Source organism: Winogradskyella undariae, assembly GCF_013285155.1.
GTDB classification, from domain to species: domain Bacteria; phylum Bacteroidota; class Bacteroidia; order Flavobacteriales; family Flavobacteriaceae; genus Winogradskyella; species Winogradskyella undariae.
The window spans coordinates 431,712-447,824 of record NZ_JABTEL010000001.1 but is presented as its reverse complement, the minus strand read 5'-3'; the positions used below and the strand labels follow the sequence as shown (position 1 = coordinate 447,824).

At 32.1% G+C, this 16,113-nt stretch carries 8 protein-coding genes; 2 read left to right on the top strand and 6 right to left on the bottom strand.

Translation table 11 applies throughout. The features are described from left to right. Positions 1–879: a cysteine synthase CysM gene (gene cysM / locus HSX10_RS01790; protein ID WP_173586484.1), complete on the bottom strand. Its 879-nt coding sequence runs from the start codon at positions 877–879 to the stop codon at positions 1–3. Between the two features lies 1 nt (position 880). Next, positions 881–1,669 (bottom strand): serine O-acetyltransferase EpsC, encoded by a 789-nt coding sequence (epsC, locus tag HSX10_RS01785; RefSeq protein ID WP_173586483.1) that lies wholly within the window; start codon positions 1,667–1,669, stop codon positions 881–883. Positions 1,670–2,018: 349 nt separating this feature from the next. On the opposite strand from epsC, the gene HSX10_RS01780 reads away from it, so the two are divergent. Together HSX10_RS01780 and HSX10_RS01775 are read left to right on the top strand one after the other, a co-directional pair. After that, complete coding sequence (locus tag HSX10_RS01780; protein ID WP_173586482.1) at positions 2,019–2,549, top strand: inorganic diphosphatase; 531 nt, start codon at positions 2,019–2,021, stop codon at positions 2,547–2,549. Positions 2,550–2,702: 153 nt separating this feature from the next. Beyond that, positions 2,703–5,105 carry a sodium-translocating pyrophosphatase gene (locus tag HSX10_RS01775; RefSeq protein ID WP_173586481.1) on the top strand — a complete coding sequence of 801 codons (2,403 nt, stop codon included), beginning with the start codon at positions 2,703–2,705 and terminating at the stop codon, positions 5,103–5,105. Between the two features lie 162 nt (positions 5,106–5,267). Here HSX10_RS01775 and HSX10_RS01770 read toward each other — a convergent pair whose 3' ends face one another. The 4 genes from HSX10_RS01770 to HSX10_RS01755 form a co-directional block, all read right to left on the bottom strand. Further along, positions 5,268–8,408 (bottom strand): T9SS type B sorting domain-containing protein, encoded by a 3,141-nt coding sequence (locus tag HSX10_RS01770; RefSeq protein ID WP_173586480.1) that lies wholly within the window; start codon positions 8,406–8,408, stop codon positions 5,268–5,270. 855 nt (positions 8,409–9,263) lie between these two features. Beyond that, entirely contained in the window at positions 9,264–11,849 is a 2,586-nt protein-coding gene (locus HSX10_RS01765; protein WP_173586479.1) for a T9SS type B sorting domain-containing protein, read from the bottom strand. A 514-nt stretch (positions 11,850–12,363) separates the two neighbouring features. Next, complete coding sequence (locus tag HSX10_RS01760; protein WP_173586478.1) at positions 12,364–15,093, bottom strand: TonB-dependent receptor; 2,730 nt, start codon at positions 15,091–15,093, stop codon at positions 12,364–12,366. Positions 15,094–15,166: 73 nt separating this feature from the next. Beyond that, positions 15,167–16,030 carry a GLPGLI family protein gene (locus HSX10_RS01755; protein ID WP_173586477.1) on the bottom strand — a complete coding sequence of 288 codons (864 nt, stop codon included), beginning with the start codon at positions 16,028–16,030 and terminating at the stop codon, positions 15,167–15,169. Between the last annotated feature and the right edge of the window lie 83 nt (positions 16,031–16,113).

Sequence of the window (16,113 nt, the reverse complement as noted above, 5' to 3'; positions counted from 1 at the left end):
TTATTCAAATAAGTCTGAAGACAAATAGCGATCTCCACGGTCGCAAATAATACAAACTACAATTCCGCTTTCTAATTCATTAACCAATTTTAAAGCTGCAGCTGTAGCTCCTCCACTACTCATCCCTGCTAATATACCTTCTTCTTTAGCTAATCTTCTAGTCATTTGCATAGCTTCATCTTTACTGACTTCTATGGTTTGATCTACTTTTGAGGCATCAAATATTTTAGGCAAATATTCTAAAGGCCATTTTCTAATACCTGGTATTTTTGAACCTTCTGTTGGTTGCACTCCTACTATTTTTATTTCTGAATTTTGTTCTTTCAAATAAGTTGAAGTCCCCATTATGGTTCCTGTTGTACCCATAGAAGATACAAAATGAGTTATAGTTCCTTCAGTATCTCTCCATATTTCAGGACCTGTTGTTTTATAATGCGCTTTCCAATTGTCATCATTAGCAAACTGATTAAATGAAAAATAACCTTCCTTTTCAACTTTATTAGCCGCATAATCTCTAGCACCTTCAATTCCATTGGGATCTAAAGTAACAGTAGCTCCATAAGCACGCATCGTTTGCACACGCTCTTTTGTTGCTGTTTCAGGCATAACAAGTTCTATATTCAACTTAAAAAGACTAGCAATCATCGCTAGAGCAATCCCTGTATTACCACTTGTAGCTTCAATTAATTTTGAAGATCTATCAATTTTATTTGAATCAAGAGCACTTTTAATCATATTGTAAGCTGCTCTATCTTTAACACTACCTCCAGGGTTATTTCCTTCAAGTTTAAAATACAAACTAACATTAGGATTCGTATTTAAAGCTATTGACTTAACAATCGGTGTATTTCCTATTTGATCTATTAAGGTCTTATTCATGTTATTTCTTTGTTTTTGAAAAAATTTCAACCTGATGATTATGTGTTACAATAGAATTCTCAGGAACAGATTCTGTTAACCAAGTATTACCACCAATCACACTATTTTCACCAATAACGGTATCACCACCTAAAATGGTTGCATTAGCATAGATAGTAACATTTTGTTTAATTGTGGGATGACGTTTTGTGTCTTGATATTCTTTTTTCACCGTTAAAGCTCCCAAAGTAACCCCTTGGTATACCTTAACATTATTATAAATTTCTGTTGTTTCACCAATAACCACTCCCGTACCGTGATCTATAAAAAATGAAGCACCTATGTCGGCTCCTGGATGTATGTCTATACCCGTAATTGAATGTGCATATTCTGTCATTAACCTAGGGATTAAGGGTAAATTCAGTTTATAAAACACTCTCGCCATTCTATAAATTGAAATTGCAAAAAAGCCTGGATAAGCAAGGTATATTTCTTCAATTGATTGTGATGCCGGATCATTATTAAATATAGCTTCTGCATCCTTCTTTAAACTAGAATATAAATCAGGAATTTTGTCTTTAAAATCACCCCAAAGTTTACAAGGCAAATCTTTAATTTCAGGACATGCATTATTTCTAATTGTAATAAACAAAGATTCTAATTCTATTAATGCTTCTTCGGCATTAGTATCACAATCATAAAAGGCCTTAAAAAGTAGTTTTGTAAAGCGTTGTGAGTCCTCTTTTAAAGTCATAGAAACTTTAATTGTTTCTTTATGCTGATTGATGACTTTTATTAAATCCGAATTCATACTTAAATAGCTATTTTTAGTTAAATACAATTTGAATCATCATATTGTACACCATAGGTAAAACGAAATTAGTGAAACTATTTCAACAAGAAAAGCACACTATAGTTAATTAGGATATTAACATAATGAGCAATTAAATTAGTTTCAACTTAACGTTATTTATTTCTTAAGTCGACATTTTTATACAAACCTAAATCATAAAAGAAAAAAACATTAAATTTTCACTTAAGTAAACTCAAATAAATTAATTGTCTAACTCGTACAATATATTATCTTTGTTATACTTTTGTTTAATTAAGAATATAATAAGAGTTCTATGCATAATAGAATTCTAAATCCAATATAAAACATGTCAGAATTAGAAGAAGATTTAACTTTCGATGTATTAATTGAAATACCTAAAGGAAGCCGTAATAAATATGAATACGATTTTACTTTACACAAAATTAGGTTTGACCGTATGCTTTTTTCATCTATGATGTATCCTGGTGATTATGGTTTTATACCTGAAACATTAGCCTTAGATAGTGACCCTTTAGATGTCTTGGTTTTAGGTCACCAACCAACATACCCAATGGTTGTTATGGAAGTTAGACCTATTGGTGTTTTCCATATGACTGATGAAAAAGGCCCAGATGAAAAAATTATTTGTGTACCAGTTTCAGATCCAATTTGGAGCAATAACAGGGACATTAGTGATTTAAACCCACATAGATTAAAAGAAATTGAACACTTTTTCCGTGTATACAAAGACTTAGAAAAAAAGAAAGTTGATGTAGGTGGTTGGGGAGATGCTGTAGAAGCTGTTAAAATTTATCATGAATGTATAGAACGTTATGATGAAAGCGAACATAAAAAGAAACGCACTTTCACAATTTAATCTAAGATCCTAAATTTAGGAATTCAGATTATATCATTATTTAAATATTAAAAAAGCAATATTAAGCAATTGATATTGCTTTTTTCGTAAAAAATATTTTCATTTTCATTATATTTACTATGCTAAAAATTAATTAATACTAAATAATTTAACATGGGATCAATGATGATTTATATGCCAATTACTTTGGCTATTATAGGTTTAATTTACATGCTTGTAAAAAAAACCTGGGTAATGAAACAAGACGCAGGAGATGGTAAAATGAAAGAAATTTCAGATCACATCTACGAAGGTGCATTAGCGTTCTTAAATGCTGAGTACAAATTACTCGCTGTATTTGTTTTAATAGTCTCTATACTATTAGCAATCGTTTCTTTTATAGTACCAACAACACATTGGTTAATTATAGTTGCTTTTATTTTCGGTGCTGTATTCTCTGCTTTCGCCGGAAACATAGGAATGAAGATTGCCACAAAAACAAATGTAAGAACAACACAAGCTGCACGTACAAGCTTACCAAATGCGCTTAAAATCTCTTTTGGAGGAGGAACTGTTATGGGACTTGGTGTTGCAGGTTTAGCCGTACTTGGTTTAACTGCTTTCTTTATTTTCTTCTTCTGGTTTTTTATGGGAAGTGAATGGACAAACACTATGGACATGACTATTGTGTTAGAAACCTTAGCTGGATTCTCTTTAGGAGCTGAATCCATTGCTTTATTTGCAAGAGTTGGTGGTGGAATTTATACTAAAGCAGCCGATGTAGGAGCCGATTTAGTTGGTAAAGTTGAAGCAGGAATCCCTGAAGATGATCCTCGTAATCCTGCAACTATAGCAGATAATGTGGGTGACAATGTGGGAGATGTCGCTGGTATGGGTGCTGATTTATTTGGCTCTTACGTTGCAACGGTTTTAGCTGCAATGGTTCTTGGTAATTACATTATTAAAGATATGGGAGGATCAATTTCTGATGCTTTTGGAGGTATTGGACCAATTCTATTACCAATGTCTATTGCAGGTGTCGGAATCATTATTTCTATCATTGGAACTATGCTAGTGAAAATAAAAAATAATGATGCTAAAGAAGACCAAGTTATGGGTGCTTTAAATATTGGTAACTGGACCTCAATAGTTTTAGTTGCAATTTCTAGTTTTGTCTTAGTAAATTGGATGTTACCAGAAACAATGCAAATGCATTTCTTTGGTGAAGGCTTAGTTGAAATATCTGCAATGCGTGTGTTCTATGCTACACTAGTTGGTTTAGTTGTAGGTGCCGTTATTTCTTCAGTTACTGAATATTATACAGGATTAGGGAAAAATCCAATTTTAAAAATAGTACATCAATCATCTACTGGAGCAGGGACAAATATTATAGCAGGTTTGGCAACTGGTATGATTTCTACATTTCCTTCTGTATTATTATTTGCTGCTGCCATTTGGGCATCATATGAGTTTGCTGGTTTTTATGGAGTAGCATTAGCTGCTTCTGCAATGATGGCAACAACCGCTATGCAATTAGCCATTGATGCTTTTGGACCAATATCTGATAATGCAGGTGGTATTGCAGAAATGAGTGAACAAGAACCTATTGTAAGAGAACGAACTGATATTTTAGACACAGTTGGTAATACAACAGCAGCAACAGGAAAAGGTTTTGCTATCGCTTCTGCTGCACTAACATCATTAGCTTTATTTGCGGCTTATGTAACGTTTACAGGTATCGATGGAATTAACATCTTTAAAGCACCTGTACTATCCATGTTATTTGTTGGAGGAATGGTGCCGGTAGTATTCTCTGCCCTAGCAATGAACGCTGTTGGTAAAGCTGCAATGGAAATGGTACATGAAGTCCGTCGTCAGTTTAGAGACATTCCAGGAATTATGGAAGGAACAGGAAAACCTGAATATGATAAATGTGTTGCTATCTCAACAAAAGCATCTTTAAAAGAAATGATGTTACCTGGATTATTAACTATTGGATTCCCTTTAGTCATTGCTTTTGTTCCTATGCTTTTTGGTATGAATACATTATTAATAGCAGAAATGTTAGGAGGTTATATGGCAGGTGTTACAGTATCTGGTGTGCTTTGGGCTATTTTCCAAAACAATGCTGGTGGAGCTTGGGATAATGCTAAAAAATCTTTTGAAGCAGGTGTAGAAATTAATGGAGAAATGACTTTTAAAGGTTCTGAAGCACATAAAGCGGCAGTAACAGGAGATACGGTTGGAGATCCTTTTAAAGACACTTCTGGTCCGTCAATGAATATTTTAATTAAGCTAACTTGTTTAATTGGTTTAGTAATTGCTCCTATACTAGGTGGTCATAGCGAAGAAAGTGCTTTAGGTCTAACAAGTAATGAAGTTGAAGTTATGAGATCTATAACTGTAGAAACAAATGATGATGGCACAATAAATGAAAATGCTTCTGCAAAAGTAACAACGACTTACAAGGAAAATGGGCAAACCGTTATTCTTGAAAAATCTTTTGAAGGCACTTTAGAAAAAGTAACAAAAGACGCTAGTGCCTATGCTAAAGCACAAAAGAAAAACAAAAAATAATAATTTTATTTCTTGTTATAAAACCTTAAAAGCAATATCAATTATTTGATATTGCTTTTTTATGATTTAGATTTCATTCAGAACTAGAATAAAGCACTAAAAAAAGCTTCAAATTCTTATTGTAGAAGATGAAGCTTTTTTATTTTATAATGTATTTATATATTATCGCTTTAAAGAAAAATGAGCTTTAAATATTCTGATTTTTTGATTTTCCACAAACTCTACTTTAAACCAATAATCCGAAGTTGGTAATGCTTTTGAATTATAAGTCCCATCCCATCCTACTTCTGTTGGAGTCAGGAATTTTATAAATTTACCGTATCTATTATAAATATAAATTTTAGCATTGGGTTGATCTCTTAACGAATAAATATTCCAAAAATCATTATCGCCATCCATATTGGGGGTAAAAAACACAGGGTAATCTATGACCAATACTTCTTTCATTAAATAAGTACAGCCCTCTTCATCGATCACTGTTACATCATGGAAACCTGGACTTACATTTGTAAACGTATTGGATGATTGATAATCTAAATCATCTAATTGATATAAAAAGGTACCGTCTCCGTCAACAACAGTAACAACTATTGTAGGGTTATCAGAAAAGGCATTAGACACTGTATATGTAAAATCTGTTGCTTCATCGATTTCGTCAACACTTACCGTATTAGAAGTTTTATCGCAATTTACTACCGTATTAAAAACAGAAACATAATAATCTCCTATCTCATCAGCATTATATGTACTACTTGTAGCTCCTGGAATTAAACTATTATTAAAATACCAGCTAAAATCATAATTTGATAAGTCTCCCTGCATACCAGAATCTAATAAAACACTTTGGGTTAATAACCCTGTATCTGGGTCTGCACAATTAGAACCACCTTCTATTACAATTTCTGGAATAGAGATAACTGTCACTGTTTGTATTTCACTAAGTGATGTTATACAGTCAAAGGTTGAAGATGCTGAAATATCGATAAGTTCAATAACCTGATCTTCAAAAACACCTGTTAATATTACTGTACCATTTCCTGTAGCATCTAATAATGCTGTTTGAACAGCTCCTCCATTAATAGTATAAGTAACTGTAGAATTTGGTGTTCCATTTAAAGTAAAAATAGCATCTTCATTTTCACATATTGCACCACTATTAGTTAAACTGGTTAGTGTAGGTATTGGTCTGACGCTGATTGTTTGAGTTTCGGTAAGCACAACAAAACATCCTGATGATGTAATTTCTATTTGCGATACTTCTATTGTTTGATCAAAAGTTACAGCATCTAGATTAATAATAGCATTACCCGAACTATCTAAAAGAATAGTTTCATTAGCTCCTGAATTTATACTATAAGTAACTAAAGCATCTGGAGTCCCTTCTAAATTAAAAATTGCATCTTCATTTTCGCATATTGAAACCTCACTCGTAATCGCTGTTAACTCAGGCACGTCATTTATTACAATTGTTTCAACTTCATTAAGTTCAGTAGCACATATTGATGATGAAAGTGCAATTTCAGATAATGTTATGACTTGCTCTGTAGCTGCAGCTCCTAAGTTAATAGTTGCATTTCCTGTAGCATCTAAATTAACGGTTTCAACAGCACCATTATTTATACTGTAGCTAACAATCCCTTCTGGAGTTCCTTCTAGAGTAAAAATAGCATCTACACCAAAACATATTGGACCATTACCTTCTACACTAGTTAGTATAGGAACAGAAAGAGGATCTACATGAACAAAAATTACAGTATCACCACAACTTTGAGAAAAAGTATACGTATAGACACCTGTAGCATCTAAACTGGCATCGAAAACATCTGTTCCACTAGCTAAAACAGGACTCCAAGTCCCTCCTGCAAGAACATCATCTCCTATAATAGCATTAAATAGATTAACGGTATCTTCAGGACAAACCTCTACTGGGTTTACAATCGGTTGATCTTTAAAACCAGAATAATGACCTGCATATCCTATTGTTCCCGTAGACCCAAATACACCTATAGACATTGGACCTGTTGCTTCTGCTTTAACATCTCCAGTGTATCCTGTAATTCTGTAGGTCACCCAATTAGGATTTCCTAAAACAGGCTCTGGGAGAGCTGTTGTAAGCCCTCCATTTATATAGATATAAGAATCAACTGTAGTTAGCACAAATAAATCAGTTGGATAAGTCGCACTTGAAGTCGGATTGAGTTTATTTACGCTCGGTATTAAATCTACCACTGATGGAAAAGAGCAACTTATAGGTGGTATAAAATTAAGCCCTGTACTTCTATCTGCTGTCACTCCTGCTAAAATCTGATAGGCATAAACTGGCTTATCTGTTAAAACACGCATATTTTCATTCTCTGTTCCTTGATAAAAGGTAGGAGGAATGGTTACATAATCACCCGCATTTGCTAAAGTAGTATATGGTGTTGTAGACTCATTTATATAAACCTCTGTATTATCTTGTGTTGCTATAATTAAAGGTAATTCTGAATTCCCTGAACCATTACCTTTTATAAAAATATATTCATTTCCAATTTGTTCTACAGATACAATTTGATCTAAATTTATATCGCTAAAAGCATCTGAAACACCCCCTAAAATATTACCAGTATTAACTGCAATAGGTTTATTAGATAATAAGCGTGCTCCTATAAATCCGGTTAAATTTTCAGGGACATCAGAATAACCAGATAACACAACAGATTCACCCGCATCTAAACTAAAGGTTTGTGAAGAAACATCAGTAGTCCCTGTAGCTGTAGTAAAAGTAACCCCTGTGTCATAGTCTGAAACAGTTACCGTAGTGCCATTTTCTGTTGCCATAAAACTAGAAACAAAATTTCTACGAGCAAAAGTATCATCTGCCGTTTGCGGCACACTTCCCAATCTAAAATCGGTTCCGATACCTCCCCTCCCCTTTGAAACTATAATTTCACCATGGTTAGCATTAACAATTTTGAATGTAACGTAAAACTCATTTGGCCCTTCAAAAATAAGCCCACTATCTCCTGAAGGAGCATTTAAATCAACTCTCTCAACTAACATGAGCGATGGTTGAGCATTTCCTACTAAAAAATAAACAGGATTATTTTGAGATATTGTAAATGGTGAACCTGGCACTGCCACACCATTTCCGTTAGTAACAACAACCTGAAAAGGTACTGGTTCTGGAGTAGAAAGATAAACATAATGATCTAAAGATGTCGTTATTCCTCTTGAGTGCAGAGGAGGAAACCAATGTTTATTACTAAGTTGTCCATAGGTTAATGTTGAGAACAGGGTAAAAACTACTAACAAATAACGCATTAAATATAATTTAAAAGATTTAGTCTTTTACAAAAAATAATATCAAGAAACCAACAAAATCTCATGTATTATTTAATTTTTTAACTTTTTTAACATAAAATTTCGATAAATATATCAAAATTTAAGCTCTTTATATAAATTTTTAAAGCTAAAAAAAATAAAAAAACCCACAAAAAACCTAAACAACTCAATAATAACAATCTATAATAAAAACATAGGGGTAATGTTTTTTTTCAATCGTATGTTAATTATATAATTAACAAGTTATTATTTAAAATACATCAACTAATTTTTAAAGTGAGAGCATTAAAGTCTAAATCATACTAATATGCAACTGTTGGCCATTTTACCTTTATCCGTTTGACTCTACCATTCATCTTCTTAATTTAACTTAATACAAACTCAACTCTATAACGGCTAAAAACATTGACTTTCTTCACATTAAATAATAATGAAACCATCTAAATCATCATACTAACTATCATTTTCAGTCTGTTCACTTATTTATATTTAATAAAACACTACATTTTTTCTTGTTTAGACATGACTAAAAAAAAAGCTTCAAATTCTAATTATAGAAGATGACGCTTTTTTATCTTATAACGTATTTACATATTATCGCTTTAAGGTAAAATGAGTTACAAATATTCAGCTTTTTTGATTTTCCATGAACTCTACTTTAAACTAATAATTTAAAGCTGATAATCATAAGCCTATATGGAGGATTACATAAAAATCATTAATAAATAATGCTTTGATCTATTTTTATTTCCTTGTTATAAAAAAATTTAGGCTAACAAACAAAAGATATAGTTTGTTAGCCTAAACAGTAAAGCCTTTTATCGATATAAATTATCATCTATTTACATACACCCAACCAATTTTAGAATCAATATTATCATTAAAATCTATAATATAATAGTATGTTCCTGTAGGTAATTTATCACCTTTATTAGACTGACCATGCCATTCATCCTCATAACCTAATTTTGTATAAACCTCAACTCCATAGCGATTAAAAATCTTTATTTTCTTCACATTAAATGATGACAAATCTAAATTATCATTTATATCGTCATTATTAGGTGATATCCCTTCTGGAATAAAACAAGTTGATACATTTATTTCAAAACTGGTTGTAATTGCACAGAATTCAGAATCTGGTGTAAACGTATATGTATAAATCCCTAGAGTACTTGTATCAACAGTTGACGGATACCATGTTCCTGTATACCCCTCTAAAGAGCTACTTGGCAATTCTATATCTGAAGCGTTTAAACAAAAATCTTGAATATTAAATGAAACTGTATTACTTGCTTCAATAACGACATCAAATTCATCAAACCCATCATTTATACAATCAGTTTCATCTGCTACATAAGTATATGTTACGGTATGATTCCCCAGGTCACTACTTAAAATATCAATTTCACCAGTTGAAGAATCAATTACCAACCCTGCTGTAGATGAATAAGTTCCTCCTGAATTAAATTCTGAAGATACCGTAGGCAATGCATAATCTTCATTTGGACAGATTGGAGTTGCATAAGAAAATGACAAATTAGGATCTAATAAACCATCTATAACTATTGTTTCAGACACAGTTACAGTAGTAATATTGCTACAAAAAGCATCACTAATACCAGTAACAGACACCGTTAAATCACCAGCTTCAAGATCTGAAATAGTAATTATCCCTGTACCCGTGGCGTCAATATCCAAAATCATTACAGCACCTCCATTAACTGTATATTCTACACTACTATTAGGAGAGGCTGTTACGTTAAAAATTGCTTCTTCATTTTCGCATACAGAACCATTACCTGTTATACTTGTAAATACGGGTATAGGTAGTGGACTTACAGTTATATCTAAAACAAGATCTCCACATGTTTGAGAAACTGTATATGTATAAACACCTGTAGAATCTAGCGTTGCATCAAAAATATCTGTTCCACTCGCTAAAGCAGGACTCCAAGTTCCTCCTTCAGGAATATCTCCACTCACAATAGCATCAAATAAGCTAACAGTTTCTTCTGGACAAACCTCTACAAGTTCTACTTCAGGATCCACACCAAAACCAGAATAATAACCAGCATACCCTACCGTTCCACTAGATCCAAACACTCCAACTGACATTGGTCCCGTAGACTCTACTTTTACATTATCTGTATACCCTGTAACTCTATAAGTTACCCAATTAGAATTCCCTATGACAGTTGCAGGCAAAGCTGTAGTAAGTGTACCATTTACAGAAACTTCAGCATCTACTGTCGTTAATACAAATAAATCTGTAGGATATGTTTTATTTGATGTTGGGTCAAGCATATTAAGACTAGGTATTAAATCTACAGACCGAGGAAAAGAACAACTTAAAGGCGGTATAAAATTAAGACCTGTATTTCTATCTGCTACATTGCTTACAATATTCCCTGCTAAAATCTGGTAAGCATAAACAGGTTTATCTGTTAAAACACGCATATTTTGATTAGAAACTCCTGAGTAATAAGATGTTGGAATCAACACATAATCACCCGCATTTGCTAAAGTGATATACGGTGAAGGTATACCTCCTACAAAAACCTGAGTATTATCTTCTGTTGCAATAATTAAAGGTCGTTCCGAATTATCAGAACCATTACCCTTAATAAAAACATATTCTGTTCCAACTTCTTCCACAGGTACAATTTGATCTAAATTTATATCATTAAAACCATCAATAACACCACCTATAATATTACCTGTATTAACCGCAATAGGTTTATTAGACTCTAATCTCGCACCTATAAACCCAGTAAGATTTGCAGAAGTATCGGTATAACCAGATAACACAACAGATTCACCGGCTTCTAAATTAAAAGTCTGTAAAGCATCACTAATTGTCCCTGTAGCTGTTGTAAAAGTAACTCCTGCGTCATAATCTGAAACAGTGACTGTTGTTCCATCTTCTGTTGCCATAAAACTCGAAACAAAATTCCTGTTCCCGTTATTATCATCTGAAATTTGCGGCAAGCCTCCCAATCTAAAATCTGTTCCTATACCTGCCTTTCCTTTCGATACTATAATCTCACCGTGATTAGCATTAACAATTTTAAATGTAACATAAAACTCACTTGAACCTTCAAAAACAAGCCCATTATCTCCTGAGGACATATTTAACCCACTTTGCTCAACTAGCATAAGTGATGGTTGCTCATCTCCTACATAAAAAGAAACAGGGTTATTTTGAGATATCGTAAATGGAGAACCTGCAATAGGAACACCATTACCATTTGTAACAACCACTCCAAAAGGAATAGGTTCTGGAGTAGAAAGATAAACATAATGATCTAAAGAACTCGTTATACCTCTTGAGTGTAAAGGAGGAAGCCAGTGTTTGTCACTAAGTTGCCCATAGGCAAATGTTGAGAATAAGGTAAAAACTAATAACAAAGAACGCATTGAATATATTTTAAAAGATTAAGATTTACACAGCAAAAAATTAAGAAAAACAACTGAATTAACATGATACACACAATTTTTTAACTTATTTTTAGATTAAATTTTTGTTAAATATATTAAAGCTGAAGCTCATTTCCCTATTTTTTTAGATAAAAATAAACACAAAACTCACACAAAAAACATAATCAACTAATCAGCAACTATATAACGCAAAAAACACTATGATTTCCAAAAACTCTCAATGTACCTAAAAAAACCACCAAAGCCACTAAAACAAAGACTATTAAGTGAAATAAACTATTTAAATCACCTTCTTTTATTAAAGAATTAACGCGCTAATTCTAATACTATATTCACAATAAAACTAAAGTCAATATTATTGTAAATGCAATAGATTCCATATAGAAATAAAAAGATAAAGCCTTATATTCATAATTTGAACATAAGGCTTTGTCTAAAAAACAATTAAAGCTTAAAATAATTAATTATCAAAATTATATTTAAGCTTCTTTTTTTACAGTGTATAAGTCAACCTAAAAGTAATAAACCTAGGCAAAATAAACGTCTCTGAACTGTATACAGAAATATTACTCGAACCATTACTAACTTCAGAATCTATATTTAATAAGTTGGTTGCTTTAAGTTCATACTCCCATTTTGCGTCTTGATCCTTTCTATATGCTAAACTAGCATTCCATGTTTGATAAGACTGAGTATCACTTACATTACTACTTTGGCTTGTGTATGAATAATCTGTTCTTAACGTTAAAGACTTCCATATATAAGCATCAAAATCTATAGATGGAGCACTTGTGATAAATTGCGTATCATTATCAGCACCCTGCTTTGTATCTGACACACTGTATCTATAGCTTAAACTTACATTTGGTGCTTCTCTAAAATTAGTACTTAATCCCGGTGTATAAGTTTGAGAAAACGTTTCATTTATAGATCTTACATCTTGTATAAATTGATTACTCTTACTATAATTATAACCTACACGCATGCTTGCTTTAAACTTACCATAGGTACGCTGTATACGACCACTAGCTGTTACACTTTCATCTGCAAAATTAGAATTGAAATATGTATTGGTTCTAATAACATTATCAAAATTAGTATATGATCTTATTTGATCAATATTTTTATTATAATTAAGAAAGGCAAATACATTGGTGTAATTAAATAAATTAAAGCTAAAATAACGTAGGTTTAAGTTATGTGATAAAGAGTTTTGCAATTGCGACTCACCATACTGCAGACTATTATAATTATTTAAAACTAAACCTTCTGCTAAACTTGTTACATCTGTAAAAGAGTTTTGCATATTATAACGGAACGTTAAACTTTCACTCTTTTTAAATTGAATTTGAGTTTCAAAATCTGGCAACACTCTAAAGAAATTATCTTTATATGTTTCTCCAAATTGCGTGTTTTTATTTCCATAAGCATGAACAGTAAAACCTGGAGTAATTGTAAATTTTCCTGTTTTTAATCTGTAATGAAAACCTAAATAAACATCACTAAAATTATATTCTACGTCATTTTCGTTTCGTAATAATTCACCATCAGCATTTACCAAACTTGAAGTTGGATCAAAATATGAACCATCATCTAAAAATTGAAAGATATTAGAATTGAATTTCTGATGACTTAAAATAGTACCTAAAGTTAAGTTGATATTACTTTTTGAATTTAAAATATTATAATAATCTAATTTAGCATCTAGCTGATTAGATTTAATACGTCTTTCTTGGTTAATATCGTAAGTGGATTGAAGCCTGTTTAAACCTAAAGAATCTGCTGTTACCTCGAAAGCATCTTCATCTTTTAAACCTGTTACATTATAAAAAGGATCTTCATCTTTTAGTAAATGTTGTGCTTCAAAAGCAAAAATATTATTCTCGTTTAACGTATAGTAATAATTTACATTTTGATTGATACTAAAAGGTTTTGCTTCATCTATTTGATTTGTATTTCCTACGACTGAAGAAAATTCGTTTTGAATTTCAGAATCATCAGAAATTCTACCTAAAACATCATAATTTAACTGATGATTAGCATTTGGCTTATAGCTTGCACTTAATTTAGCTAAACCTTGATTCGTTGCTTCTCTACCTGTTTGTACAGTTTCTTCATCTGGAATTCCCAATTCAGGATTTGTATAACGCACAAAACTTTCTTCTCTAGTTTTTAAACGATTTGCATTATAAATTAAAAAACCACTTAAGTCTAATGCTTTATTTGGTGCATAACTAAAATTAACTGCGGCCAATTTAGATTCTACAGATTGAGAATCATCTACATTAGTTAAACCACTCAATCCATTATCTCCAAGATCAATACTTGTTCCACTACCAGAGCTTGGGCTTCTAAACCCACCTCCAAAGTTTCTAATATCTCGACCTGTTAATGCCACTTCACCTGTATTATTTAAATCTCCAATAACATTGATACTATACTTTGGACTGTAATAAAATAATTTTGGCTGAACTAAATACAAATTATCATTTGGTGATGGAGCAACACCTCCACCTGCTGTAATATTTCCAAACCAAAAGTTTTCTTTACCTTCTTTTAGCTTAATGTTTATAGCTACGTTATCTTGATTATTTTGAACACCACTTAACTGACCTACTTCTGCATAATTACGTAAAACTTGAATTTTATCTACGGCATTTGAAGGTATATTTTGAGTTGCTAATTTAGAATCCCCATCAAAGAAATCTTTACCATTAACCATAAGTTTGGTCACTTCTTTTCCTTCAACTTCTATCTTTCCATCTGCTGTTATCTCAACTCCTGGTAATTTTTTAAGTACATCTTCTAGCTTTCGTTCTGTACCACTCTTAAAAGAATCTGCATTATATATTATAGTATCACCTTTAACAGTTACAGGCATTTCATACGTTAACTCAACAGCATCAAGCATATTGTCTGATCGCAAATCAAAATTCTTTATTATATCTACCTCTTTAGATTCTACAATAGCATCAACAGATTTTAAACCTATATAACTTACTTGAATATTATAATTTCCGTTTTTCCCTAATGAAATAACGTATTTTCCATTAGCATCAGTAATAGCATAAGATTCTAATGCATTAGACTCTTTATTAATCGCAATAATATTGGCCAATTCTAAAGGCTCACCAATACTATCTCTTACAACTCCTTGCATTTTAATTTGAGCATAAGAACTCATAACTACTAAAGTAAATAGTAGCGTTAAAATATTTTTCATATAAACAATTTCTTTGGTTGGTAATTTAGAGTGGGGTTAAATTTCACTCTTCACTAGTGTATGTATTCTATTTTTAATTTCTACCGCGTCCACCTCCACGGCCACCACGTCCTCCGAAATTTTCCCGCATCTCTTCCAACTTCTTAGTCGTAATTTCAGTGTATTCCGTCTGTGTTACCTCTTCACCTTTTTTAGGCTTTTCTATAGTTTCCTTTTCAGTAGGATTTAAAACAATTTTAGTACAAAGAATTGTTGTACGATCTGCATTAACTTCTAAAATTAAGCCTGGTAAACCCCAATAATCATCTGGACCTTGGTTAACAGGAATTTGTGGCGTGTACCAAGCAACTACCTCTATTGTTTTAGGTTCAACTGGCTCTTTAGAATTTGTAGAATCTTTTGATTTATCATCATTTCTTCCTCTTGGACCTCTAAAACTACTAATATCTAATCCACTAGGAACTACAGTCGCAGTAGCTTTAAAACAGGTATATTGACCAATTTGTTTTGTTTCCGTACCCATTGTCCACTTTAAATCCTTCAACTCGTCTTTAATTAAAAACTGTTTTCCAAAAAACTCTTGATCTTGAATAACTTCTTTAGTCTGAACATTTTTATACTTAGGACCTCCTGATAAACTAGCACCAAAACCTCTTCTTCCACCTCCAGAACCAGGAGCTTCTAATTTTTCTTCTTCTTTATAAATAGATTCTGATTTAGAAAAAATTAAAGTATATTCTTTTTCTAAAAAGCTTTTCATTCGTTCTTGAAGTTGCTTTTTTCGTTCTGGAGTCATGTCTTGTCCTCCAAATTGGTCCATATCCATAGTCGTTTTAGATATGTAATATGCTTTTCCTTGAAAATCTTGTGCAAATAAATTAGAACTTGCAAAAAGTACAGTTAGCAACAATGCTATTTTTAGCGGTAATTTCTTCATTTTTAGTATTCTAGTTAAATTCAATAACGAATTAAGTTAATCTTACCTCCATAAGACTCCCTAAATGAAGAAAAGTAAAGCCT